31 protein-coding genes are annotated in these 25,255 nt (G+C 37.2%); 12 read left to right on the top strand and 19 right to left on the bottom strand.

The window, feature by feature from the left end; translation table 11 throughout:
• Window positions 1-45: 45 nt before the first annotated feature.
• Window positions 46-978, bottom strand: coding sequence for an AraC family transcriptional regulator (locus AC1M9H_RS01865; protein WP_179998072.1), 933 nt, complete (start codon window positions 976-978; stop codon window positions 46-48).
• 188 nt (window positions 979-1,166) lie between these two features.
• Between AC1M9H_RS01865 and AC1M9H_RS01870 the strand changes: the two genes are divergently transcribed.
• Window positions 1,167-2,378, top strand: a complete 1,212-nt coding sequence (locus AC1M9H_RS01870; RefSeq protein ID WP_035263607.1) for an alkane 1-monooxygenase — start codon at window positions 1,167-1,169, stop codon at window positions 2,376-2,378.
• A 38-nt stretch (window positions 2,379-2,416) separates the two neighbouring features.
• Here AC1M9H_RS01870 and AC1M9H_RS01875 read toward each other — a convergent pair whose 3' ends face one another.
• From AC1M9H_RS01875 to AC1M9H_RS01900, 6 genes are all read right to left on the bottom strand, one after another.
• Window positions 2,417-2,902 (bottom strand): GNAT family N-acetyltransferase, encoded by a 486-nt coding sequence (locus AC1M9H_RS01875; protein WP_481612607.1) that lies wholly within the window; start codon window positions 2,900-2,902, stop codon window positions 2,417-2,419.
• Window positions 2,903-2,975: 73 nt separating this feature from the next.
• Window positions 2,976-4,175 (bottom strand): acyl-CoA dehydrogenase family protein, encoded by a 1,200-nt coding sequence (locus tag AC1M9H_RS01880; RefSeq protein ID WP_035263603.1) that lies wholly within the window; start codon window positions 4,173-4,175, stop codon window positions 2,976-2,978.
• Window positions 4,176-4,205: 30 nt separating this feature from the next.
• Window positions 4,206-5,501, bottom strand: coding sequence for an acyl-CoA dehydrogenase family protein (locus AC1M9H_RS01885; RefSeq protein WP_481612608.1), 1,296 nt, complete (start codon window positions 5,499-5,501; stop codon window positions 4,206-4,208).
• A gap of 227 nt (window positions 5,502-5,728) precedes the next feature.
• Window positions 5,729-7,102, bottom strand: a complete 1,374-nt coding sequence (locus AC1M9H_RS01890) for an ABC1 kinase family protein (protein ID WP_092766329.1) — start codon at window positions 7,100-7,102, stop codon at window positions 5,729-5,731.
• 143 nt (window positions 7,103-7,245) lie between these two features.
• Window positions 7,246-7,551, bottom strand: coding sequence for a hypothetical protein (locus AC1M9H_RS01895; RefSeq protein WP_481594617.1), 306 nt, complete (start codon window positions 7,549-7,551; stop codon window positions 7,246-7,248).
• Between the two features lie 123 nt (window positions 7,552-7,674).
• Window positions 7,675-7,884 carry a cold-shock protein gene (locus tag AC1M9H_RS01900; protein ID WP_035263597.1) on the bottom strand — a complete coding sequence of 70 codons (210 nt, stop codon included), beginning with the start codon at window positions 7,882-7,884 and terminating at the stop codon, window positions 7,675-7,677.
• Between the two features lie 371 nt (window positions 7,885-8,255).
• Here AC1M9H_RS01900 and prmB point away from each other — a divergent pair, with 371 nt between their 5' ends.
• From prmB to AC1M9H_RS01915, 3 genes are all read left to right on the top strand, one after another.
• On the top strand, window positions 8,256-9,266 hold the full coding sequence (gene prmB / locus AC1M9H_RS01905; protein WP_092766327.1) for a 50S ribosomal protein L3 N(5)-glutamine methyltransferase: 1,011 nt from the start codon (window positions 8,256-8,258) through the stop codon (window positions 9,264-9,266).
• A gap of 14 nt (window positions 9,267-9,280) precedes the next feature.
• Complete coding sequence (gene aroC, locus AC1M9H_RS01910) at window positions 9,281-10,366, top strand: chorismate synthase (RefSeq protein WP_092766326.1); 1,086 nt, start codon at window positions 9,281-9,283, stop codon at window positions 10,364-10,366.
• A 98-nt stretch (window positions 10,367-10,464) separates the two neighbouring features.
• Entirely contained in the window at window positions 10,465-10,818 is a 354-nt protein-coding gene (locus tag AC1M9H_RS01915; protein ID WP_481612609.1) for a hypothetical protein, read from the top strand.
• Between the two features lie 43 nt (window positions 10,819-10,861).
• On the opposite strand, the gene AC1M9H_RS01920 is transcribed toward AC1M9H_RS01915, so the two are convergent.
• Window positions 10,862-11,338, bottom strand: coding sequence for a hypothetical protein (locus AC1M9H_RS01920; RefSeq protein WP_481612610.1), 477 nt, complete (start codon window positions 11,336-11,338; stop codon window positions 10,862-10,864).
• 148 nt (window positions 11,339-11,486) lie between these two features.
• A complete protein-coding gene (locus tag AC1M9H_RS01925) occupies window positions 11,487-12,035 on the bottom strand; it encodes a hypothetical protein (protein ID WP_179998064.1) in 549 nt (182 codons plus the stop codon).
• Between the two features lie 272 nt (window positions 12,036-12,307).
• Between AC1M9H_RS01925 and AC1M9H_RS01930 the strand changes: the two genes are divergently transcribed.
• The gene (locus AC1M9H_RS01930) at window positions 12,308-12,541 is read left to right on the top strand and encodes a hypothetical protein (protein ID WP_035270711.1); all 234 of its coding nucleotides are present in this window, start codon (window positions 12,308-12,310) and stop codon (window positions 12,539-12,541) included.
• Window positions 12,542-12,853: 312 nt separating this feature from the next.
• Window positions 12,854-14,116 (top strand): tyrosine-type recombinase/integrase, encoded by a 1,263-nt coding sequence (locus AC1M9H_RS01935; protein WP_481612611.1) that lies wholly within the window; start codon window positions 12,854-12,856, stop codon window positions 14,114-14,116.
• Between the two features lie 14 nt (window positions 14,117-14,130).
• Here AC1M9H_RS01935 and AC1M9H_RS01940 read toward each other — a convergent pair whose 3' ends face one another.
• The 10 genes from AC1M9H_RS01940 to AC1M9H_RS01985 all read right to left on the bottom strand — a co-directional run bounded on the left by AC1M9H_RS01940 (window position 14,131) and on the right by AC1M9H_RS01985 (window position 22,053).
• A complete protein-coding gene (locus AC1M9H_RS01940) occupies window positions 14,131-14,397 on the bottom strand; it encodes a helix-turn-helix domain-containing protein (protein WP_481609597.1) in 267 nt (88 codons plus the stop codon).
• Between the two features lie 64 nt (window positions 14,398-14,461).
• Window positions 14,462-14,605, bottom strand: coding sequence for a hypothetical protein (locus AC1M9H_RS01945; RefSeq protein WP_179998060.1), 144 nt, complete (start codon window positions 14,603-14,605; stop codon window positions 14,462-14,464).
• A complete protein-coding gene (locus AC1M9H_RS01950; RefSeq protein WP_481612612.1) occupies window positions 14,602-15,957 on the bottom strand; it encodes a hypothetical protein in 1,356 nt (451 codons plus the stop codon). Before AC1M9H_RS01950 ends, AC1M9H_RS01945 begins: the two co-directional genes overlap by 4 nt.
• Window positions 15,954-17,030: an ATP-binding protein gene (locus tag AC1M9H_RS01955; RefSeq protein ID WP_481612613.1), complete on the bottom strand. Its 1,077-nt coding sequence runs from the start codon at window positions 17,028-17,030 to the stop codon at window positions 15,954-15,956. Before AC1M9H_RS01955 ends, AC1M9H_RS01950 begins: the two co-directional genes overlap by 4 nt.
• Window positions 17,030-17,458, bottom strand: coding sequence for a hypothetical protein (locus AC1M9H_RS01960; RefSeq protein ID WP_481612614.1), 429 nt, complete (start codon window positions 17,456-17,458; stop codon window positions 17,030-17,032). The genes AC1M9H_RS01955 and AC1M9H_RS01960 overlap by 1 nt, the downstream gene beginning before the upstream one ends.
• A gap of 214 nt (window positions 17,459-17,672) precedes the next feature.
• Window positions 17,673-18,059, bottom strand: a complete 387-nt coding sequence (locus AC1M9H_RS01965; protein ID WP_481612615.1) for a hypothetical protein — start codon at window positions 18,057-18,059, stop codon at window positions 17,673-17,675.
• A 177-nt stretch (window positions 18,060-18,236) separates the two neighbouring features.
• The gene (locus tag AC1M9H_RS01970; RefSeq protein ID WP_481612616.1) at window positions 18,237-18,563 is read right to left on the bottom strand and encodes a hypothetical protein; all 327 of its coding nucleotides are present in this window, start codon (window positions 18,561-18,563) and stop codon (window positions 18,237-18,239) included.
• Between the two features lie 87 nt (window positions 18,564-18,650).
• Window positions 18,651-19,517 (bottom strand): DNA adenine methylase, encoded by an 867-nt coding sequence (locus AC1M9H_RS01975; RefSeq protein ID WP_481612617.1) that lies wholly within the window; start codon window positions 19,515-19,517, stop codon window positions 18,651-18,653.
• Between the two features lie 25 nt (window positions 19,518-19,542).
• A complete protein-coding gene (locus AC1M9H_RS01980; RefSeq protein ID WP_481612618.1) occupies window positions 19,543-21,285 on the bottom strand; it encodes an AAA family ATPase in 1,743 nt (580 codons plus the stop codon).
• A 102-nt stretch (window positions 21,286-21,387) separates the two neighbouring features.
• On the bottom strand, window positions 21,388-22,053 hold the full coding sequence (locus AC1M9H_RS01985; RefSeq protein WP_481612619.1) for a LexA family protein: 666 nt from the start codon (window positions 22,051-22,053) through the stop codon (window positions 21,388-21,390).
• A gap of 132 nt (window positions 22,054-22,185) precedes the next feature.
• Here AC1M9H_RS01985 and AC1M9H_RS01990 point away from each other — a divergent pair, with 132 nt between their 5' ends.
• The 6 genes from AC1M9H_RS01990 to AC1M9H_RS02015 all read left to right on the top strand — a co-directional run bounded on the left by AC1M9H_RS01990 (window position 22,186) and on the right by AC1M9H_RS02015 (window position 25,229).
• Window positions 22,186-22,437, top strand: a complete 252-nt coding sequence (locus AC1M9H_RS01990; protein WP_481612620.1) for a hypothetical protein — start codon at window positions 22,186-22,188, stop codon at window positions 22,435-22,437.
• Window positions 22,438-22,460: 23 nt separating this feature from the next.
• Window positions 22,461-22,913, top strand: coding sequence for a phage regulatory CII family protein (locus AC1M9H_RS01995; RefSeq protein ID WP_481612621.1), 453 nt, complete (start codon window positions 22,461-22,463; stop codon window positions 22,911-22,913).
• A 192-nt stretch (window positions 22,914-23,105) separates the two neighbouring features.
• Window positions 23,106-24,053: a helix-turn-helix domain-containing protein gene (locus tag AC1M9H_RS02000; protein ID WP_481612622.1), complete on the top strand. Its 948-nt coding sequence runs from the start codon at window positions 23,106-23,108 to the stop codon at window positions 24,051-24,053.
• A complete protein-coding gene (locus tag AC1M9H_RS02005) occupies window positions 24,050-24,310 on the top strand; it encodes a hypothetical protein (RefSeq protein WP_481612623.1) in 261 nt (86 codons plus the stop codon). The genes AC1M9H_RS02000 and AC1M9H_RS02005 overlap by 4 nt, the downstream gene beginning before the upstream one ends.
• The gene (locus AC1M9H_RS02010; protein ID WP_481612624.1) at window positions 24,307-24,711 is read left to right on the top strand and encodes a DUF559 domain-containing protein; all 405 of its coding nucleotides are present in this window, start codon (window positions 24,307-24,309) and stop codon (window positions 24,709-24,711) included. Before AC1M9H_RS02005 ends, AC1M9H_RS02010 begins: the two co-directional genes overlap by 4 nt.
• 2 nt (window positions 24,712-24,713) lie before the next feature.
• A complete protein-coding gene (locus AC1M9H_RS02015) occupies window positions 24,714-25,229 on the top strand; it encodes a hypothetical protein (protein WP_481612625.1) in 516 nt (171 codons plus the stop codon).
• Window positions 25,230-25,255 lie beyond the last annotated feature (26 nt).

A 25,255-nucleotide genomic window follows, 5' to 3' on the forward strand; every position in this document is an offset into this window, starting at 1 on the left:
GCACTTCGGTGCTTTTTTTATTTTGCTATGATTTATTCAATTCGATTAATTCAAATAAGTATTACGATATTGGCTTGGACTGCATAGATAATGTTTTTTAAAGGCTTGGCTAAATGCAGTCTCTGATGAATAACCAACTTTGTGCGCGATTTGTTGAATTGAAAGCTGGCTCAAGCGTAAAAGTTGACTGGCTAATCTTAAACGGTGTTTCTGTAAGTATGCTAATGGTGTTTCATTCACCATATTTTGAAATAAATGAGCGAATTTTGAACGCGACATAAAGCAAGTTTCTGCCAATGATTCTACAGTCCAGTTTCGTTCTGGTTGGCTGTGAATCGCTGAAAATGCAGGGCTCAGTTCTGGGTGAGTCAGTGCATTTAACCAGTTATTCTGATCTGTAAGCGTGGAAATGTAATCTCTCACGCATTCGATTAACATAATACTCACCACGTGATCCATAATCTTATGGCGACCAGGTCGGTTCATCTTGGTTTCATCAGCTACGAAATAAAGCCCGATCCTTAACCACTCCGGCTCTCTAGCATTCAGTGCATTGTTTAAATGGATATAAGTGGGTAAGGCTTGAATCAATGGTCCACCCATAATACTGTCCATGTTAGATCGTATACTGAAGATGAGAGATTTCTCAGATTTATCATCTTCGTCACCGAGGATAATTTCATCATCTCTTAAACCTTTAAATAAATGTTCTATTTGAGTAATGTTGACTAATCTTTGTTCTTGATGGCTATAGGCTTGATGTGACATTCCAGAAGGAATAATTGCCATATCTCCAGCTTTTAAGTGTAGCTGTTCGCCATTTTGAAATTTAAAAAAGGCTTCACCGTATAATAAAATATAGGTAATCATGGCTGTTTGATGACTTAACTCAAAAGCCCATTTACCTTGTGCTTGAAGGTAGAGATATTCGGTATTTTTGAGGTGAATATCTTCAAAAACTTGACTGAGGGCATCCATGTTTTTTGTATATTCCCTATACGCTTACAATTGCTGAATCTTAACATGTGTAAATATTTCTATAATGTATTTTAACTTCAAAATCATCGTGGAAATACGACTCAATAGCTTTTTTGGACGATTACGACTGTATTTGAAGTTTGAAATGACCAAAGATAAAAATAAGAAATAGAAAAGGAAAATTGCAAGTGAATGCAAAGGTAAAAGTTGAAGAGTTATTGAGTCAGAACCCGATAGCGCAAGGCTTACAACTGGATAAGAAGCGTTACTTATGGTTGCTTAGTCCAGCACTGCCTGTATTAGGGATGGGCTTTTTGGCTGGATATCAATACGGACCTAAAGCAACTAAAAAATTGTTTGCATTAGGTGGACCTTTATTATTACACGTAATTATTCCCACCATTGATGCTTTGGTCGGTACTGATGAGAATAATCCGAGTGATGAGCAGATCAAAAAATTAGTCAGTGATCCTTACTATGATCGTATAGTAAAAATGTTTGTTCCTTTACAATATGCAGCCAATTTTTTTGCTGGGTACGTGGTCTCTCGTAAAGAAACCCCATTGTTGGATCAGTTGTTGATTGGTTGTACTATGGGGTTGATCAACGGTATTGGTGTGAATACTGCCCATGAACTATGCCATCGACCGAAGCGTGCAGATCATTATTGGTCACACGTGACACTAGCACCACTTGGATACAATCATTTCCGTATTGAGCACCCATATGGGCATCATAAGCGCGCAGCTACTCCAGAAGATCCAGCGACTTCTAAGATGGGTGAGACCTTTTACGAGTTTCTTCCAAGAACCATTAGCGGTGGCTTGAAGTCAGCAATACAGATTGAAAAACATCGATTAAATCGTAAGGGTGAGTCGTTCTTTTCACTGAAAAATGAGTTATTTCACGGCGCAGCCATTAGTGCAACTTTTCACGCAACGATGCTAAAACTGTATGGTAAGAAAATTTTACCATTCTTAGCCATACAGTCACTTTACGGTGTGACTTTATTTGAAATGGTCAACTATCTTGAGCACTACGGCTTATTGCGAGAAAAGAAAGAAGATGGAAGTTATTCGCGTACTATGCCTGAACATAGTTGGAATAATAATAACATCACAACCAATCTATTCTTATACCAGTTGCAGCGCCATTCGGATCATCATGCTTATCCGACACGACCATTCCAAGCATTGAGAAACTTTGAAGAAGCGCCAGTGTTGCCAAGTGGATATGCGACGATGTTGATCCCAGTTTTAATACCTAAGTTATGGTTTAAAATTATGGATAAGCGCGTATTTGACCATTATGGTGGCGATTTAAATAAAGCCAATATTCATCCAAAACGACGAGCAAAAATTTTTAAAAAATTTGGTGTTATTGATAAATTATTGGGCTAACACTCAAAAATAAAAAAACCGACCATGGGTCGGTTTTTTTATAATACTTTTAACATGCGTATTTCGCATGCATCACTATGTCCAGTATTTCCTAATGGGTGTTGTAGATGTTGAAAACCTAATTTTTCATATAAATTTACAGCCTGCCAGAGAGATGCTGTGGTTTCGAGATAAATTTGCGTGTAACCCTGATCTCGTGCAAATTGGATACATTTTTCTAGAATTTGTTTTGCAAAACCCAAACCTCGTATTGAGGGCATAAAATACATTTTTTGTATCTCTAGGGTGTTTTCGTGGCACAGCAAAGGTGCAATGCCCCCACCACCAAAGACCTCGTGTTGGTCATTGCTAATAACCCAATATATGGAGTGAGGTTTTGTATAAACGTCATAGAGTTGATCTAGAATTGGATCTGCTACTGCGAAGCCTGATTCAGCAGCGAGAGCAAACTCCACTGAGACTTCACGAATGATTTTTGCAATATGGGGATTATCTTGGGGTTGAATAGTTCGAATAAAGTACATAATCGATGAAACTTAGTAAATCTTCACAGAGTATATCTAAGTTTCATCGGAGTTGAGTTTAATTCAACGTGATTTATTTCAATTCGCTTGATGATTTTCCAAGTTCACGGCGCGCAACAATAAGCTGTTGAATTTGTTGTGTGCCCTCGAAGATATCTAGGATTTTGGAGTCACGCGCCCATTTTTCCAACAACTCATCTTCGGTATAGCCTACACTTGCAGCAAGTTCGACACACTTCAATGTAATTTCATTACAAATTCGTCCAGCTTTCGCTTTTGCAATTGAAGCTTCACGCGAGTTAGGCTTTTTATTGTCAGCCATCCATGCAGCTTTTAGGGTTAATAAACGAGCAGCTTCCCATTCTGCTTCCATACGATAAATCTGAGCTGCAATATTTGAGGATTGAAGGTAGGGGGTGGCATATTCAGCATCTAGTTGGTCTTTAAAAATTTCCTTGATACGCTCTAAAGACGCTTTAGAGCACCCAACTGCCATTGCGGCCACAAGAGGGCGTGTATTATCAAAAGTTTCCATGACGCCAGCGAAACCTTTTGCAACATCGATTTCAGCATTGCCTAATAAATTTGCAGCAGGGACACGACAATCGATAAAGCGAATGACAGCAGTATCTGAAGCTTTAATTCCGAGTTTATGTTCAAGACGTTCAACGGTCATGCCAGGCGTGCCTTTAGGAACAACAAATGATTTGATTGCTGCACGCCCAAGTTTTTTATCGAGTGTTGCCCAAACCACGACTGAATCAGCTCGTTCACCAGAAGTGACGAAAATTTTCTCGCCATTTAAAATATAATCATCACCATCTTTAGTCGCTGTGGTGCGTATTGCTGCAGAATCAGATCCACAGCCTGGCTCGGTAATTGCCATCGCAGCCCAAGTTCCTTTGAAGCGTTCAAGTTGCTCTTCATTGGCTACAGCAGCAATTGCAGAGTTACCTAATCCTTGGCGAGGCATGGTAAGTAATAAACCAGTATCGCCATAACACATCTCAATTACACCCAAAGCAGTAGACATGTTCACGCCATTTTTGTTGCCTTGAGTCGTATCTCCACGTTTATTGACGGCAGCGCCAGCATTCATGCCATCGCCACCTTCATTCATACCATCCAATAGGGATGCTAACATGTCGAGTTCTTTGGGATAAGCATGTTCAGCTTTATCATATTTGCGTGAAATAGGGCGAAGCACGTTTAACGCTGTCTGATGAGCTTGATCAACAAGCATTTTAAATTTTTTCGGATTTTCTAAATTCATCATCTTTGTCCTTAAATTTTTATTATTTGATTAAGCATGTAAACCAGAATGCATAATGGCAGTAGCACGCAAATCCCGATACCAACGTTCAACTGGATGTTCTTTGGTAAAGCCATGTCCACCTAAGAGTTGTACGCCATCAGTGCCAATTTTCATTGATTTTTCTGCACACAAAATTCGTGCTAAGTATGCTTCACGATGGAAACTTAAACCTGATTCTGCGCGGCTTGCAGCATTCAAAACCAACATTTTCATAGCATCAATTTCAATAGCCATATCCGCGATCATAAATGCAACACTTTGACGGTGGGATATTGGTTCACCAAATGCGGTGCGTTCATTGGCATACTGAATGCAATATTGTTTAACCGCTTGGCATGTACCCACTGCCATTGCACACCACATTAAATTACCCAGATCAATGAACGCTGAATAATCAAAATCTTGCTCATTTAGTTTAAATGCTGGTGTGTTGTTAAATTTTAGGCTCACAGATTGGGTTGCTTTCAGCCCCATTGCTGGATTTGCTTTATATGAAATCGTTTCATTTCGCTCAACAATGAAAACCTGAGCTGTTCCATCTAAATCTGCGGAAACCAATAAAAGATCTGCCTGCTCACCTAGGATAACGATAGTTTTTTCACCATTAATGACAAAATGATCGCCTTGGCGTGTCGCTTTTGTTTTTAATTGGAAAGGGTTGAAAGCAGGTGTATTTTCTTGAACAGCAAAAGTTGCAAATAGATCATCTTGTTCGTTAAATGCCGACAAATACTTATTTTGAATCTCTGCTGAACCCCACTGTGTAATTGCATTAATGACTGAGAACGTGGAGAGTAATGTAGCTGTTAATGAGAAGTCACCTTGTGCAAGTTGCTCTGCGATCAGCACATTTGTAACCACATTCTTTTCTGAAGCAACGCCGCCGTATTGTTCAGGCAATGCATAATAATTGACACCTAAATCTTTAAATTGAGCCCATAAGTTTTCTGGAAAAGTAGCTTGGTGGTCGGCTGTATGTGCTAGGGGGTAGAGAACTTCATGAGCAAATTGTTGCATCGCATCAACAGTCATCTGTTGTTCTTCAGAAAGGCTGAGATCAAATAACCCTTTTTGCTGATTGGATAGACGTTGAGTCGGAGTATTGGATTTTTGTTTAAAAATTTTCTGTGTAGAGCCCAAGGTTTTAAATCCAGCCTTAGAACCTTGATAAAGCGAGCGTTCGATAATTTTTCTTAGTTTTAATTGATCGATTAAATCACTGCCTGCAAGCTTAGTGATCAAGGCTAAGCCTAAACCTTGCGCTTTGTTTGCGATATCATTCATTGTTGTAAATTCCCTGATGGTTTTTTTATACAACAAGATCGTGACATGTGTTTAGTGAAATGACTATGTCGAAAATGACTAGCTTAAAAGACTTTTTTGACCAAACAGATAAATGGTAATTGAATAGGTATTCTAATGAAATTTAAGATATATTCTTTTTAGTAATTAAATTTTTTATTTAATAAATTGACCATAGTGACACGATAGATCACTATGGTCTTTGTTCCTTAAACATATGATTGGATCATTTTGCGCACATTTGTTTTTGCTTCGATCACAGTCATGAATGTATATGCACCAATGAACTTACGACTGATGAACATAAATTCTTTCGGTGGAACTGAAAAATAGCGCGATGCCATCGACTTGGATGCTCGTTGCATCACACGGCTATGCAGTTGGCTTTGTTTCCAATCATAGCGCTGCTGTTCATCCATAATGCCTGTTGGTAGGTCTGGATTATTGCTATAAGTACTAAAAGCTTCAGTAGCTAGAAGGAACACTTTTGCCATGTCAGGTTTAATGCTTAATGGCATTGCATCGAAAAACTCATAACCTGTCATAGCATTGACCATGGCTTGAGCATCATGATGATAGCCCGCGGTAATTAAATTACGAGCTACCTTGAGGAGTTGATCATCAAATTGACGGATCGCACCGAAGTCTAAAAGAATGATTTTATCTTCAATTTGCGCGCCGTCACCTAAGCGTACTAGGTAGTTACCAAAGTTAGGATCAGTCTGCATCTCGCCCCATTCAAACACTTCACGAACGGCAATTTCAAGCGATGCTTCACCTAATTTGTTGCGACGCTCCTGAGGGAGTGAAAGCATGACTGGGCTATTAATCGGAACACCACGCTCAAAAGTCATACAAAGCACTTGATCTGTACAATATTGATCAATAATTTGTGGAACAACATAACGCGGATCATCTTTTAAACGCGCTCTAAAACGACGTGTTGTTTCAGCTTCAATTTTGTAATTTACTTCACGGTGCATCATTTCGCGAACCTCATCAAACCATTGATCAAATTCACGAGTTTGAGGAACCATGCGTGTAAGTTTGAGCATGTTCTTAAACAAGCTCATATCTGAGTCAATTGCGCTTGCTACACCTGGATATTGAACTTTGAGCACCAATTCAAGACCATCAGACTTACGTGTTGCACGGTGAACCTGTGCTAATGATGCGGTGCCTAAAGGCTCATGATCAATGGTGAGATCATCGAGTTTAGAGCCAAGTTGGTTGCGCAGTTGCTCATGGATGGCAGGCCACGCGAGGGCAACGGTCTGATTATTTAAAGTGTTTAAAGCTTGCGTGATCTCTTCAGGTAGAAAATGCTCACCATATAACGCCATCATTTGACCAATTTTGACGATAGAGCCTTTTAATTTACCGATTTCAGCAACAAGATAGTCAGCTTGTTCTTTCATCGCTTGTTTACGTTTTTTTTCTTTTTCTTCTTCGCTTGAAAAAATAGAACTCGCACTTGAAGCAGCCCAGCGTGTGCCAGCCAGTAGAGAAGCTTTCGCAATCGAAAGACGGCGATCCATTGAAGAAGTTTTTAATTGTTTAAGCTTTTCATTCTGATCTGACATGAAGTTTAGGTCCTTTAAGCGAATCGCGCAGAGAAATCATTGTATTGAATATTACATGTTATGAACGTATTAAAATAGTTCAAGTATTTCAATATCAGGTGTATAAATGGTCAATTTATTCAAACTTAAATAGCCTAAGCTTTTTAAAGTCGATATTTAACTGGGAGTTGAGCTCGAGTAGACAGAGACACGCGATACTCAGAGATGAATAACTTCATTAAGTTGACAACAGTTTCATGAATAAATCCAAGGGCATATGCTTTGATAATAATGACGCTAGGTAAGCTGAAGAAAAAATATTTAACATCATCCAAACTTGGATTTTCAAAAATTTGATGATCCATCAAAAATTGCTTAAGAAATTGTTTTTCTGTTGTGACACGAGGGGAAGAATCATCACTCCAGTAATTTTGACGCATTGCCATTAAATTATTGTGTTTATAACTCATACTTTAACTTTTGAAATTCACTTTAACTTTTATTAGTTTGAGTCTAAATTTTCTTTTTCAAGTCTGGTGAGCTTTTCGAGAGTCAAAAAAAAGCGGGCAAAGCCCGCTTTTTTTAACAGTTAATTAAACTGCTACGATGTCAACAGCGTTAGGACCTTTAGGACCTTGAGTTACGCTGAATTCAACTTGTTGGCCTTCAGCCAAAGTTTTAAAGCCTGAACCTTTGATTTCGCTAAAGTGAGCAAAAACGTCAGGACCGTTTTCTTGTTGGATGAAACCGAAACCTTTAGTTTCGTTGAACCATTTAACTGTACCTTTAACAGTATTAGACATAATAGGAATCCTAATAAAACTTTAATGTTATGAGTTTGAACTCAATGATGTAACTTGGAAAAAAAATGAAACTTAAAATCTGAAACCAAACGTAGGATTATGACTAACACTGCGAAATAAAAGATTTAATGAAACAACATAAATTTTCTAGTTGGCTTCGAGTATACACGATTATTTTCAATATCGTTAGTTTTAATCAACTTTCTCGCTATTTTAAAACCTGAATGAGTAGACCTTATTCAATGGATAATTCTAACTATTCAAATTTTCAATACAAATTTGCCGAATAACACGGATAGAACTTTTTATTAATAGGATAAAACAAGGTATCATAGACCGTTTTTAAAAAATTGACCTTGGAGACGCCTTAAGTGGATCGACCGACTATTAGCCCTGAACATCTACAGGAAGCCGCTGAAAACTTAACAACTATTCGAGATTTTATTCGTTTTGGAGTTACAGCATTACGTCAATACGATGCACACTTAGGTCAAGGTACTGAAGATTATTTTGCTGAAAGTTCTGCTTTAGTTTTACAAACTTTGTCACTAGACTGGAATGCCGATGCTGAGATTTTAGACTCAAAATTGCTGCCAAGCGAAGTTGCGGAATTCTTGAGCTTACTCGAACGTCGTATCAATGACCGTGTTCCTACTTCATATTTATTAAATCTTGCTTATTTCTTTGGTAAACCATTTTATGTCGATGAGCGTGTACTGATTCCACGCTCACCAATCGTTGAGCTGATTGAAAATCGTTTTGCACCTTATTGTTTGACTGAAAATGGCGAAATGGGTGAAGCGGTCAATAATTTGCCAGTGAATCCAAATCCTAAAACTCCACAGCGTATTTTGGATATGTGTACTGGCTCTGGTTGTATCGCGATTGCTTTGGCATATGCATTCCCTGATTCTGAAGTTGATGCTACTGATATTTCAAAAGAAGCCCTTGAGGTTGCTCAAATCAACTGTGAGCATCACAATAAACAGTATCAAGTCGCTTTATTGGAATCTGATCTTTTCGCTAAAATACCTGCTGAAAATCAATACGATTTAATTATTTCTAATCCGCCGTATGTCGATGCTGAAGATATGGCAGATTTACCAGATGAGTTTCATCACGAGCCAGAATTGGCATTGGCAGCGGGTCAAGATGGTTTGGATCTTGTGCGTAAAATGCTGGCTCAAGCCGCAGACTATTTAACTGAAGATGGTTTAATCGTCATTGAAGTGGGCAACTCAGAATGGGCGATGAAGCAAAACTTTAATACTGTTGATTTCTACTGGTTGCAATTCCAACGTGGTGGATCAGGTATTTTTGCACTGACTGCAGCACAATGCCGTCAATATCGTGATTTATTCATTCAATCTGTTCAAGTTTAAAGGAGTTGTTGAACATGGCTGGCAATAGTATTGGACAATTGTTCCGTGTAACAACTTGTGGTGAATCTCACGGTGTTGGTTTGATGGCGATTGTAGATGGAGTTCCACCAGGTCTGAAGTTATCGGCTGAGGACTTACAAATAGACTTAGATCGTCGTAAACCAGGTACCTCTAAATTTGCAACACAACGCAAAGAACCAGATGAAGTTGAAATTATTTCAGGTGTGTTCGAAGGTAAAACCACAGGGACATCCATTGGTCTTTTAATTCGAAATACAGACCAAAAATCTAAAGATTACGGTAATATCGCACAAACTTTCCGTCCAGGTCATGCAGACTATACTTATACACAAAAGTATGGTTTCCGTGATTACCGTGGTGGTGGTCGCTCAAGCGCACGTGAAACAGCGATGCGTGTTGCAGCGGGTGCAATTGCTAAAAAATTCTTATTTGAAAAATTTGGTATTGAAATCCGTGGGCATGTAACTCAAATCGGAACTGAAAAAACAGCAAAATTAGATTGGAATGAAGTGCCGAATAATCCATTCTTTTGTGGTGATGTTGATGCCGTACCACGCTTTGAAGCACTTGTGACATCATTGCGTGAAAAAGGAACAAGCTGTGGAGCACGACTTGAAATTATTGCTTCTAAAGTACCCGTAGGCTGGGGAGAACCTGTTTTCGACCGTTTAGATGCTGATATCGCACATGCGATGATGTCAATTAATGCGGTTAAAGGTGTAGAGATTGGTGATGGTTTTGGTGTGGCTGAACAATTTGGTCATGAAACACGTGATGAACTGACAACTGATGGCTTCTTAGCGAATCACGCTGGTGGTATATTAGGTGGTATCTCAAGTGGTCAAGATATTCGTGTATCAATTGCACTAAAACCTACTGCTTCTATTACCACACCAGGCAAAACGATTACCATTAATCGTGAAGATACGGATGTGCTTACTAAAGGTCGTCACGATCCTTGTGTGGGTGTTCGTGCGACACCAATCGCTGAAGCGATGCTTGCAATCGTGTTAATGGATCACTTTATGCGTCATCGTGCCCAAAATGCCGACGTTGTTGCGCCATTTGAGCCAATTTAACCAAAGTAAAAAAGCGTATGATGTAAAAAGCCAGATGATTGATCTGGCTTTTTAATATAATTTTAAAATTGCAATTGAACGTTTTATGGGGAATTCAATTGAAAATAAGGATATTGGTTGGGGCGATGGTCTTATGCGGATTATCGTATAGTTATGCGAATGGCTTAACACAATCTCAGTTTGATATTGAAGTGAAGTCAATTTATAACGAAATTGAAGCGAGTCAAATTCGATTATATCAATCGGTCGATAGTAAGCAGAATATTTCGTTGATCATTCAAAGAGCTTGTGAATATGCAGATGCATTAAATGCTTTAAAGCGAATAGCACAAAAGAATATTCATATGGCTAAAGCAAAAGAAGAAGCATTATTTGCAAAAAAAATGAGAAATTCTTTTGAGTTATCATTCCAAGATTTAGGAACAAGTTATCAAAAAAGTTGTAAGCCTTAAAAAAAGCCAGTTCAACGAACTGGCTTTTTAGTGAATAATTCATTTATTCGATAGTTTGACCTGTATAACCTTTGATAAATGTTAAGTAAGCAGAAGACTTCTGACCGTCAGCTTGCAGGATGGGACGAGTCACTTCGCCGTTAGCTGTCACGATTTTTAGATCAATTTGTTTTGCGTCTCTAAATGAGTTTAAAAAACTTACAGGAACGACAATAAAATTAGATGAATTCGTTACACCAGCTGCAGTTGCATATTGGGTTTGTTGAATTGTTGAATAGACATAAGGCTGACCATCAACAATAAAGTTCAATTGTTTTATATCGTGCTGTATAGTGTCATTTACATCTGCAGTTATTTTAAAACCATTACGCTTTTCATCATTCCAACGGAGTGCAAGCTCAGGGCAAATTTCATCAGTAGCACAGATGAGAGGTCCTTTGGTTACAACACGTTCTGGATAACTTCCTGCACAACCTGTTAATACAACCAATGCTGAAATAAGCGCTAGTTTGATTTTCATGATTTTACCTATTGTCTTGTTTATTATAACTGTGTACACAATTTGTTAAATCTAACGAAAAATTCTAAAAAATGAAATGCCTAGCAGTCTAATAACACGTTGCAGTTTTGTATCGATGATTAAAAAAAGACCCATAGTGGGTCTTTTTTTACTTTTGCTTAAATTGTTGGTAGCCACTTTTAAATGTTTGATAGGCAAACGATGCATGCCCATCTTTTAAAATGCTATGCGTAATAGCACCTTGATCTGTCACTACAGCAATATCGATAGATTTAGACTGATCAAACATAACGACAAAATTCATTGGTACATCAATGTAATTTGTAGAGTTAATGAGATCAGAATTGTTGACTGATCGTGTATTGGTTTGAGTTAAAGTTGTGTAAGGATAAGTTTGACCATCTAGCGTGAAAATCACTTGCTTGATATCAAAAGATTTTCGATCAAATAGATTGGTATGTACTCTAAATAAATTATTGCTCTGCTGTTTCCAATCAAATGTTAACTCAGTACATGGTTTTGATGGTTCACAAATCACCTGACCACGTGTTTCAATTCGTTTGGCATTTTCTGAAGGTTTAAAATCAATAACATTAGATGCATAAGCTTTTGCAGAACTTGCATTTGGTTTATTGGATACAACGATACACCCACTCAGTGAAAGAGCAGTAAGAATAGATATAAATTGAACTTTCATTATTATCAACCAGTTTAATAGATGTTGTTTTTGTATATGCTAAATTTAGCATACAATCTATATAAATGTTAACCAGTTATCAAAAAATATATATTTATTGTCGTGTTTTGCTATTTTTCTTTTTGTGATGCTTGTCAGGTTGCTTGAATTAAGTTTAAAGGTGGTAAAAAATAATTGATTGAGTCCTTTATGGTCAAACGTTTCTATTTTTGATTGAACACTTTTCAAAAGGTGATATAACTAAAAATAAAGCGTTAATAAAAGAGTATGAAATGAAAACGACTGTGAAATATGTGGTGCTGAAGAGCAAAGACTATCAATTGGGCACTCCATTGTTTGAAGAAACCATCGAGGCAGACTATGCGTATTTCGATTCAATTCCATCAGTCATTCAGTACCAGAATCATGAGTTTAAAGTGAAGTCAAAAGAACTTAATCGAAAGCAAATATTTGATGACTTTGAAGAATCACAAACAATCTTAGTTAAAGTCATCGCACTGAATTAATTTAATGGCAGCCTTGAGCTGCCTTACTCATTCTCACACTATTCATTATCTATTTTATAATATTATAGTTCTATTCGAAATTAAGCACGGTTCAATATGCACCAAACATTCCCAATCCAAAGTAGGTTAGGTGGATTCTACTTTTTCTATAGCACCATTGTGGATTATTATTAACTTAAAATTATATATTTATTAGTAGTTTATATAAATTTTAACGATGCTATAAAAGTCTTAAATAATCACGTGTAGACTATTTGTAGACTGTTGAGAAGCATGATTTAATAAACTTACTGAAGGTTTATTGGATTAATCATGAAACTCAACAAGTCTAATGTTGATGCTATCCCATTGACGGATTCTGGTCAAAAAATTATCAGAGATACAGATTTGATCGGTTTCGCGATTCGAATCACCACGAAATCAAAATCCTATATTGTTGAACGTAGACACGAGGGTAAACTTTATCGAGTCGTGATTGGGAAAGCGAATGAAATATCCGTAAATTCTGCTCGAGCAAAAGCCCAAATGATTTTGGCTCAAATCTCCAATGGGGAATACATTAGTCCAAATGAAAAAGTAAGCGTAAATAATTTTTTAAATATCACTGTCGATGAAGCATTAAAGATTTATATCGATAGAAATGATTTCAAACCTAAAACAATTAGACAGTATAAAAAATACTTTGATTTATACTTAAAGTGGTCAGATCGAAAGCTCTTTGAAATAACAAAAAAAGAAGTCCTGGATAAGTTTATCGAAGTATCTGATCTCAGTAAGTCATCAGCCAATGGTGCAATTTCATTGCTTGGCACGGTCTGGAAATATATTCATGTGCTTTATTCGACCGATGAAAACCCAATTTTAAAAAGCAATCCGGTAGATATTATTGCTGTAACTAAAGGCTGGAATAAGATTGAAAGTCGTAATAGGCATTTAGATAAAAGTATCATTCATAAATACTACAACGCCGTTTTAAATTATGAGGATGAGCTCAATTTAGAAAATACTGCACGATCCAACACGCATCGAGATATCATCCTATTTACCATGTATACCGGTTGTCGTCGTCAAGAAGTATGCGGTCTTAAATGGGAAGATGTGAATTTTAAAGAAGGTATAGTTATTTTTAGAGACACGAAAAATGGTTCAAATCATGAATTTCCAGTAGGGGACCACTTACTATCCATACTTAAAGAAAGATACTTACTAAAAGAAAATGATTGGGTATTCCCAGCGACTAAACTTCCAACTTCTCATAATATTCACGCTACTGTAGTAGATACTGCACTCAAGAAAATAGGTACCCAAGTTAATTTTTATGTATCGATGCATGATTTTAGACGCACCTTCGCGACGATATGTAACTTACTAAGATTTAATATCTATGTGACTAAACGACTGCTTAACCATACTGCTAGACCGCGTTTAGATGTCACAGGTGGATATGTACAAATACCGATGGAGGAATTAAGAGCTTCCATGAATATGATTGAGGCTGTATACCAAGGAAAAATTGATTGTTTTAACTACGAAAGTGTCTGGGATGAAAGACTCAAACAATTAAAGGCAGGATAAACCTGCCTTTTTAGTTATGCGTATTGTGCTGTGCAGGTGACAGTTCTTCTTTTTTCGAAAGCGAGTACATCAGCTTTTCTATAAGCAACTCGACGACCTATTTTGGTGTAAGGAAGTTCAGACCCATCACAGCGCATTCTAGCTAATGTCCACGGGGAACAATCTAAATATAACGCTACCAAATCTTGTCCAAACTTTTGATCGTCTGGTGCATCTAAAAATGGTTTTAATAATTTAGATCGTTCATCTTCATTGATATTCTTAAAACTTTTCAAAGCCATGAAAACACCTCTGTTGTTTGTATTTGTTTTTCATTTTGAAAATCTGATACATAAATTTTTTTCATTACTTTCTCCAAGTTGCTTCTTTAAACTTTGCATTGATGACCAAAGAATCAATTTCACCAATACCAACATTTTCGAAAATATGGGTCATTCGCGTCCCGAACACTGTGAGTGTTCGGGTAATAGAGGAATAGTTGAATTTCATTGTGGCTCACCAGCTTCAGTAAGTGATTCAAGCTCAATACGGCGCTGCTCAATAAGATCTATTAATCTAGGTTGAATAACCGGATCACATGCAGATACATCAATCTCTAGAACATCCAGTTCAGTCAGATCCTCAGCTCGTTGAATACGTACCGCCAGTGATGGTTGTTCATTTGAATCATTCAGCTGAACTAAGCGTTTATGGATGGCATCAAGCAGTGGTTTGCGTTGCTCTTCTGTCCATGTTTTGGTGTATCGAACTAAGGTATTGGCTTCAGCAGGTGTATTGGCCTTACTGGCACGATCAACTAGATCAGCGAGCAATGATTGATATTCTCCATCTGCATCTTGATCCTTGTTTTGTGTTAGCTTTTCAGCTTCTTCCTGCAGTCGTTTAAGTTCAGCAATACTTAAATTGCCGGTTGATGATTCTGTATGATGTACACCTGATTGCTTGGTACCAAAGAAACTTTCACGTTTACCAGCAATACGATTGACCAGATCCTGGTAATCATCATCAGCAAGTTTGTCATTATTGCCTTCCAGGTTGCGCTCAACACCTTGCAACTCATAATCTGAATTACATTTATCAATAGCTTCGATAAATCTCCGAATCGCAGGATCCGTATCATCAAGCACAGGTTCATCTTGCTCAACTGCATCACTCAATTGTTTTCGATGTGTTTCAGCAAAATTCACCAATTCATTTATCTGGTCAGCACTTAATATTGGGTCTGTTTTGACCTGGAAAACCAATCCATCGATAGTTTCAGTGCTACTGGTGTTAGTGATACCTGATTTATACGTATTAAAAACTTCTTCAGAATTAACATCAGATCCATAAATGGTTTTAATTTCCTGCTCAGGCTGTTGGGTAACTGGTGTGTTGACCTGGTCTACATCATTCTTAGCTTTGGTTGATCGTTTCTTTTTGGCCTTACCTGTATTATCGATTGTTGGTGAATAACAAATGACTCGACCAAATAGCTTACCGATTGCCTCTAGTTGTAACACTGCATTTTTATTATCTGCTTGAGCAAAACCATTACGCACACAAGCAAAATATTCCTCATTCTGTTTACTGTATTTAACCAGGGAAACGTGATCAGGATGAACAATAAAGATTTCCTGATCTTCCACTACATCATCAAACGTTAGAGGCTTAGCAAAAGTAATACCTGCCAACTCCATAGTTTCAACTTTGATAGAGAACTCATAGCCAGGCATTGCAAAGATAGTTGCCGGAAAATTTTCCAGATCGTTGAATTCAAGTAATTCACCAATGGCACGGCACAGAATTTTTTTACCAGCCATCATTGCTTCAAAGGCTTCTTTACCATTTAAAATTTTCATGCTGACCATCCTTCCATATCTGATTTCGCCTGACAGGCGTTTAAAATTTGTTGTTCGTACTTTGTGCCTTTGAAGTAGTCCCCAGGCCGATTTAGATCATTGACGTGATTAGCATTCTGAATATCTCTCAACGCAGCCTGATAATCATTTTCTAGACGTGCTTCATTTTCAGCATGTAGCTGCTGTTCATTAGCTCGTTGTGCTTGTTGGTTACGCTGGATGATTGCGTGAATGCCTGCGCATGTTTCATCAAACTTCTGCTGTTGAACATCGTGAAGACTATTTAGACCTCGTTTGGCACAATACTTTTCAATATCAATTCCAGCTTGTTGCATAAGTGCCTCAAGTTCTAAGAATTGATTGCCATTGATACACGCATTAGCAGATCCAGAGTTCAACCATTGTTTAAGTAGTACACCAGCCTGTTCAGAAAGAAGCATGGGTTCATTAAAAATGCGGGTACGATCTTTTGTTCTAACTGCATAGTTATCGTGAGTTAGATCCAGAACGGTGGTGAACTCATATTCGATACCATCACGCTGTTCAGCTTTCATCCCCACTTTTTCTACTTTCTTTTTACCGTTACCTGCATCAACCTGAACGGTATCCATCTTGCTGCGCATGGTCACAATGATATTGATGCTAGATTGAAGCATTGCATCGATAAACTTACGGTGTCTTGGTGTAACTTGGCTCCATGCACCCCAGCTATTACCTTTGAAAGTTGTGCTGGCAAGTTTGTCTACAATCTCCAAACAACCGCCAACGCCGGACCATTCATGAGTAATGCTATCCAGAATTAAGGTATCGAAACCTGCTTTTTCTGCAGCATGAATAGCATCAATAAACTTTTCAGGAGTGTAGGGAGGTTGAATGTTCGCATGCTCAAACTCAACAATATCTTCATACAGCTCAGCACTACTATTTTCTGTATCAGCGACAGCAATTTTCCCACCAATTCCTTTAGCCAAAAGAAGTGCACCTAAGGTTTTACCTGAACCGGTAGGCCCAGCAAGAGCAAGGCGTAATTTTGCATTTTTACGTTGCGCTTTTTTAAAAAATACAGTCGACATTACACACCCCCTAACATGCGATTCTTATGCATGTGAGTGATCAACATTTGATTAATGTTGTAATGGTCATTGTGATCTGTGAAATCTGATACAGAGTTACCTAATACATCGTGAATTTTGTCGATTGTCAGCGATGTAATCATTGCATCGTAAAATTCACTTCCAGGAACGCCGTAATCATTCGTAAATTTTTCGTAGTCAAATGACACATCGAGTGTGTATTCATCAAAACGTATTACAGCGTAGCCAGTCGTTTCAGAAGTCAGTTTTAATGCTGCGACTGATGTTTGATTAGGTACATAGCTTGAATAGCTAAGCTTCAAATCTGTCGCTTGAGGTTGTTTAGTGAAGACTAATGCACCAATCGTTACACTAGAAACTAATAAACTTACGGCGACGGTATTGAAAGGGGTGAAATTTAGATTCATAATTGATCTCGCAGTTTGTAAAAGCACCCATGAGTTCGAAGGCAGGGGTGCTTTTTTGTTGTTTGTGAGATAAATATTACCTAAAAGGTAATTAATTGCAACTATTAAATTATCTTTTTATTATCTTTAAGGTGTTTTTCTTTTATACTAGGCAAAAGAAAACCCACACTGGGTGGGTTGGATGGAGCTATTTCAGATGTCTGAAGATGAATCTTTAATTGTTAAGCGCTTGCTTTGGGCTACTATTTTTTTCAACAGTGTAACTTTGATTTGCATGTTTATTATTATTTTCTGCCTTATAAAAAACTGAAAAATAGATAGTAACAAGAATCGATATAGCCGCAAGGATAGATGCAATACATCCAACGATAAATGTAGGGGTCACCGTCCAGTGAGGTTTACTTGCTATTTGTATCTGTCTTGATGTTAGCTCGTAACTGATTGCCTGAAGTAAAGGTGCTGGTATTATTCCAGGGCTATTTTCTCCACTTAAATATCTCAAAAGCTCTTCATCAGACTTTGATTTAATTTCATCTAAAGTTAAATCGAGTTTTGGAATTTTAGTTGACTGAAAATTAGGTTGTTTCGGAAAGCCATACATTTAATTTATTCTCCCTCATCTGTACTAAAGGACTGCGTCGGGTTTGTAATTAGAGTTAATTCTTTGATTAACTCCGATCATTCACACGTTATGTTTAATTCTTTCTTTGAAATAATTTAAAGACATGAAGATGTATATGTGAAAGGCCCATTAAAAATAATAGGCCTTTTAAACTTACTAACATTGAATATTGTATTTCGTTTTGTATGTGTCGAATGCGTTTATTAGATCAGTTGAATGCTCATTTTCATGAGTACCGTCAAGTTTGATCATTAAAGGCATGTATTCTTGTTCATAGGTAATAGGGAATTCATTACAAATAATTTGTTTACGAATCTCATTTGGGGTTGCAGGTGCAACCAATTGAGCTTGGTACGACATAAACGTTGAATCGAGATCTTTAAACTGCAATAGTAGTTTTTCACGTTCTGGGTCTACTTTTTCAGGTTCATAACATCCAAAAATTCCGAAAGTAATTAGACACAAAAATGAGATAGTTTCCATATGTTTGAGTTCTTATAAATTATTGTTAGTCTATTAGACTGGTTAATAAAAGAAAACCCACCGCGGGGGTGGGTTGTTTGAAGTTTTTTACGCAATATTGAGGTTTAGTTGTTGAATGGGGATATCAACTGACTTGATGGAAGGGCCATAGATCATGACTTCTGAGCCTTTCATTTTATGATATGCACTATAATTCAAAACATAATCATCTTGCGCATATCCAGTATAAATATCTTTAATTTCTTGACAGTTATCATAAGAAACTATCCAGTTTGTTTTCACTGAATCTAGCGCCTTTCGTATTTGAACATGATCTTCATGCATATAGAAATTTCTATATAAGCCTTGACCTTTGACATAATAGGGAGGGTCTAGATAGATAAGAGAGTCTGGGGGGAGCAAGTTGTCGACTTCATTTAGTAGCTCAACTGCATCCTTATTGTAGACATTAATATGTTTAGCAAACTGGCCAATCATTTCAATTCGTTTAACAAGATCAACTTTATTAAAACGAGCATCAAGCTTATACTCACCAGACTGAGTTTTTCCACCAATGACACCACCTTTTAAAATTCCAGAACGATTAGTTCTATTAAGGAAGAATGTAGAAAAACCATGTTCAAGAGTTGAATGAATTTCAGGATTAGCCAAGACTTCTTTTTGCTTAAACCACTCCTCTATGGTTACATCAGTATCAAAAATCTTCTTTAAAAAACCTTCAGTATCTTCCGTAATACTTTTCCAGAAATTATAAATAGCTACATCAAAATCATTGATGTGAATGTTTTTACAATACCCATTAAATAATAAATCTAGAGCAACACCAGCTCCTCCCGCATATGGCTCGAGATAGTCACCTGAAAGATTGTTGACTTCCATCAAATCTTTCACAAAAGGCGCAAATTTGGCTTTTCCACCAGGGTAGCGTAGAGGAGTATTAAATCTTTTTAACAAAAATATTTACCTTCAGCGCAACAACTTAGTTTGTTAATGTGGAATTTTCTTGGCATACAAATGCAATACTCATTTGGAGATCCTTGCAAAAATTATCGACCTGATCAGTATTTTCCAAACACCAACTTTCAATTATCTTAGCATTTTCGATAAAGCTTTTGTGTACATTAAACCAATACTTCATCTTATCTCTGATTTTTGGAAGTTGTGAATTATCGTGTTTGCGATCAGGAATAGGAAGTATTGTATTTTGAATATAATCAAAATCATATGCTCCATCATTTATATCGAGAATATTTTCCCAAAATGGGTCCTCACTATCATAATTTATGATTTTTTTATTAATAAAATCATAAATTATTTTCTCTGGATTTCTATCTGTAGATGGAGTGTTTTCATTGAAAGATTTATCTGAGGGTAGTGGGCAAAATTGCTTATGCTGACTAATAGTCTTTCTATTATTCTCTTCAGATAAAATATCATTATCAGGCACTATAACCACAGTACTAAAATATTTGTCTGCTTTAAATAGATTCATTAGGCTAGAACAACCCACTTTTAAAGAAATCAAGTTCAATTCCGCACCATATAGTGCTTTGAAATCATTAATATTCTTAAACGAAAATATCTTCTCTAGGAAAAATTTTCCCTCATCATCTTCTAGGTATATTTTCACCATTGGCGTCTCTGAAGATGCAATGTCAGTATCTTTACTTTGCGATAATTGATTATTTTTTATTCTTAAATAGTTTGGATTCACCAATATTTTGGGAGCTGGTGTATTATGAAGGTACACAACAGTGTCTTCTACACTCCCTTTTTCTATTTGAGATTCTGGTAGGGTTAAAATATGTTTAAAAATAGTTAGAGAATGTGTTGTAAAAACAATTTGCAAGTTTAACTTTCTAGCTTCTTTTTTTAATAAATGCATTAATCTTATTTGTGCAATGTGATGTAATCCTGCATCAATTTCATCAATGATTAATAGCCCACCAGGATAGACCTCCATTTCACGCTTTAATTTTTTAAATGATGCTAAAGCGGTAAAGATACCACTAAGAGAATCTTGGCCCAAGGAAATTGAAAAAGTATTATGTTTCAAAGATGGGAGTTTTGATCTTTTCTTTGAGCCTTTAAAGTCGTGATCAATAATAGGATCTTCTGAAGAGGATACATCAAAAGTAATAACATCTTTAAATAATTGCTGAATATAGATTTTATCTACTTCTTCTATATTTCTAACTTTGGTAAGTCGTATACGATCTTTTTCGTACTCTCCAATTGGAGTCATTCGACTCATTCCAAGGTAGAGGGTTGGCAGAGGAACTTTCGCTGATTCACCAATTTCTAATTGTGATCCCAATTGCTTATCAAGAGTGCGAGGAACAACTTTTAAACGAGTAATTAAATCTCCTTCAGAGTTTTTATCAGAATGTCGTGAAACGCTACATCTTTTAGTAAATTCAATATTATCAAATAAATAAGTGATATCGATATACGATTTATCTTCGATTTTTTCTTTATAATCATCATTTTCATCTAAATGAAAAAGCTCTTGGAAGTTGGCTTGAAATAAAGCATTAAAATAACTCTTATATTGAGAAGACCTAATCCCACTACAATTAGCAATAAGACCTAAAATTGTCGATTTTCCAATGCCATTTAACCCCCCAATAACAGTAATCCTGTCAGAAAAAATAATTTCCAACTTCTGTAATTTTCTGAATTTATTTTCACCAAATTTTATTGATTTAAGTTTGATATTCATACTTTTCTTAAAATACCCATAATTCAACTATACACCCCAAGACAACCTAATAATCTCACCCCGGCCGCGTATAGCGGCTTTTAGTCACCGGTAAATTACTTTTCAAACATCCCTATACAACCCAACAACTTTACCTACTAACTTACAGCCATCAACTAAAGCAATTGTTCGTTCTGGCCAATGAGGATTTAACGGTTGAAGGTAAACATTTCCACTTTCTAATATTAATTTTTTAAAAGTTGCTTCAGCATCACCTTCACAGGAAACGATCACAAGATCACCTGTTCTCAAATCCGCCGTTTGAAAATCAGGATTTACATAAATCTTATCGCCTGGTTTGAAGTCTGGCATCATGGATTCACCAACGACTTCCAATCCATACCCATTCTTTCCACACTTAGGATTAGGGGGTAACCATTCTTCAAATTGTGTGCCATTTGGTACAGATTCGACTGAAGTCCAAGATCCTGCTTGTACCCACGAAATAACTGGAACTAGGCGACCAGCGATAGGGATTGGGGAAGAAATATTTGGTTCTAATATTGCTTTTTCATCGACATGCGGAATGTCTAACCAACCATGTGGTTTATCGAATGCATCTTCGATTTCACGAGCAACCTTATTACCAATTCCTTTTATAGGATTTGTACCTGCGAACTGACTGGTTTGGGATTGTCCTTTACCAATTTTCTCAGCAAAACTGGATACTCCACCGACTTGATCAACAAGGATGCGAGTGTTTTTGTATCTGATTGATTTGCTGTCCATAGTATTCCTATTTCTGTGTGACGAGACACATTTATTAATTGTAGATTTATCACCAAAAAGGTAAACAAGAAAAAAGGTTGTATTTACATTACCTAAAAGGTAATATTTGAATTCATATGAGAGGGTCAATCTATGAATTTTAGAGATTATATTAATGAATTAAATCCTAGTGATTTAGAGATCTATGCAAAAAATGCTGGTACTACAGTGGGTTATTTAAAAACACACTTACTTTATGGATATAAAGAGCCAAGAAAAAATCTTAGAAAATCTTTGGCTCAAGCAAGTAATGGTCAAGTATCTGAAACCGAGATTTTGCAACATTTTGGGTTGATTCCTAGAAATGAAGTAAACAACCAAAATAGTAATAAAGCATCTGCCTAAAAACACGTTCAAAGGGAATACGAATGAACATCACTGATGCTGCATATAACACAGTTCACGATTATCCAGGCGGAGCAAATGCACTCGCGCCACGCCTTGGCATGAAAAGTCCTGCTGTGCTGAACAGTAAAGTCAATCCAAATACGGAAACACATCATCTAACGCTTGTCGAAGCTTCAAAGTTAATTGCAATCACAGGGGATTGCAGGATCCTGCAAGCACTCAATGCCGAACACGGAAAGGTCTCAATAGATCTGCCTCAGATTCCTGAATGTAGAGATACGGCGTTGACTGATCTAGTTTTAAGCATAGGTAAGGGTGGTGGGGATGTATGTGAGGTCTTTAGAGAAATGATGGCAGATGGACGAATTACACAAGGAGAAGCCTTGGACATGTCCAAAGTCATACATCAACTGCACTTATTTTTAGCAAAGCTAGATTCACAAATTCATGCATGCGTAGACGAAAAAGCCTGACGGTCGAGGTCAGGCTTTTAGGCATTCAATAATTTAGGAAATCATGAATGAAAACAAATCTATCACAAGACCTTATTCAAAACAATCCAAACACAGACTTCTTGACTGGTGATGTCGTGGTGTACATGAACCATATCAAAAGATATTTAAAGCTACTGATAGAAAGTAATGCAAACTGGGACGGGAAATAATATGAGCTTAGATGCAACAAACTGGGCTTGGAGAGTGGAATTGAGCGAAAAGAAAGGTGGTTGTCGTATACCACTGAAACGCCTCATTTTGCTTTCACTGGCCGATCGTGCCGGTGAAGACCATTGCTGCTTTCCAAGTATGCAACGTCTTGAGAAAGATACCGGTCTTGAGCGTAAAACCGTCCTTAGGATTATTGCTGAACTTCTGGAAGATCATTTGATCTCAGATACTGGAGAACGAAAAGGTTCAACAAAGCGTGTAAAAGTATATCGACTAAATGGCGTAAATAGCCGTGAAACTATGCCTAAAACGGCACAATTACAGGAAAAAAATTTGCCTGAAATAGTGCCAGAAACGGAACAGTACCAAAAACGGAATGATTCCGTTAACGGGACTTTGAATAGTGCCAATAACGGGACTTTGAATAGTGCCGTTAACGGGACACAGAATCTCCCAATTAATCTCCCATTAGAATCTAAAAATAAAAAAGGGTGGCTTTGCTTCAAAAAACTTCGTGAAGAAATTTTTCTGGCTGATCCCGATTTGGATTTTGAAATGCTCATGAACGCAACTTGGGGTGATCGTGAAAAACGTGCATTTGAAATATACAACGCTGGAAAGAATCTCTGTGATGAACTGATGAATTTCCATTTTGCAGATTGGTTGATCAACGCATACCGCACCAAGTACTCAAATTCGAACGGCCATCAGAAATCAAACTCTACTGCAGAACCAAAATACCTCACTGAAAAACAGATTCAGGTGTTTGCTCAGAAACTAGCTAATCATCCAGAGTTTGCTGGTAAGTACGCTGAGCCAGGTGAGTCCTATGAAAAACTTGCAGCTCGAATCTCAATAAAACTTGAAAAACCTGAACAGGCGAAAAAGTGGGAATCCTATTTGAAACAGGTAGGTTTTAACGGCGTTTTAATGGGAGGTGTAGCGTGACTGAAGCTGATCGCACGATTACCAACCTGATGATCTTGAGAATCATATCTTCAACGAATGGAAGAGTCTCTGTGAAACAAATTTTCGATGAGATTCAACCGAACATGGGAATTTCAATCCGTAGCCTGCAACGTTATTTGAATGGACTAGCGAATTGGGGGCTCGTGGAAAAGGATGGCCAAACTCCGCAGGGATTCAGATTGAGCAAATCAGCAAGGGAATTATTTGCTGATATCGCTTTTGGAAAATCAGTATGACAAGTATTTCCCTTGCTGAATATAAAAGCTTGTACGGCTCAAAAAGTAAAAATTTAATTAAGTCAAAATCTCCGCGCCGTGATAAGCAAATTGAAAGTATGGGAGAGTCGATATTAGCTTTACAACTTAAGGCGCACAGAATCGAATTTGAGAGAGAGTTTAGGTTTCATCCCAAACGTAAATGGAGAGCTGATTTCCATCTAAACTGCAAAAAAATATTGATCGAGGTTGAAGGTGGGATATGGAGTGGAGGTAGACACACTAGAGGCAAAGGTTATATCGACGATATGGAAAAATACAACGCAGCAACAATGATGGGTTACCAGGTATTACGGTTTAGTACAGAACAAGTGAAATCAGGTTTAGCAATACAACAAATTGAGAAGATGGTAGGGGAATAGTAATGGTTGTAGCAGAGGCAACGAAACAACATATTTTACAAACAATAGATTGGTCACGTTTTGATTTAGAAGGATGGTTACACCAATTCGGCGCATGGATGAATTCAGTTAGTGGTACATGTAGCCAAAGTATTAATCCAATTGCAGTGGCCATGGATCATGCCACTAAGAAAATAAAACAGAAAAAACTGACCGATCTACAGGAATCAAAAATCATTGTTGATTTCCTGACTGGTGATTATCAATTACCAAAATTAAAGCAGACAAAAATTGTGTGTCAGATTGATGATAATGAAGCACGCGCCGTACAGCGTTTAATATTAGATATGCAGGGACAATCTGAAATTTTAGATGATTGGATGGAAGCAATCATTGATCGTTATTTTTATGGGAATTCTTGGTCTGAAATGGTACGTGAAAATCGTACTCAAGCAGATTCAAGAATGGATGTTAAGTGCGGTTTAGCTGCTTTGCATAGTCGGTATGGGTTTGTTGGATATAAAAAAAGCACCAAATAAGGTGCTTAATTAACCGTTATTGAAGT

This window comes from Acinetobacter sp. ANC_7512 (genome assembly GCF_056779935.1).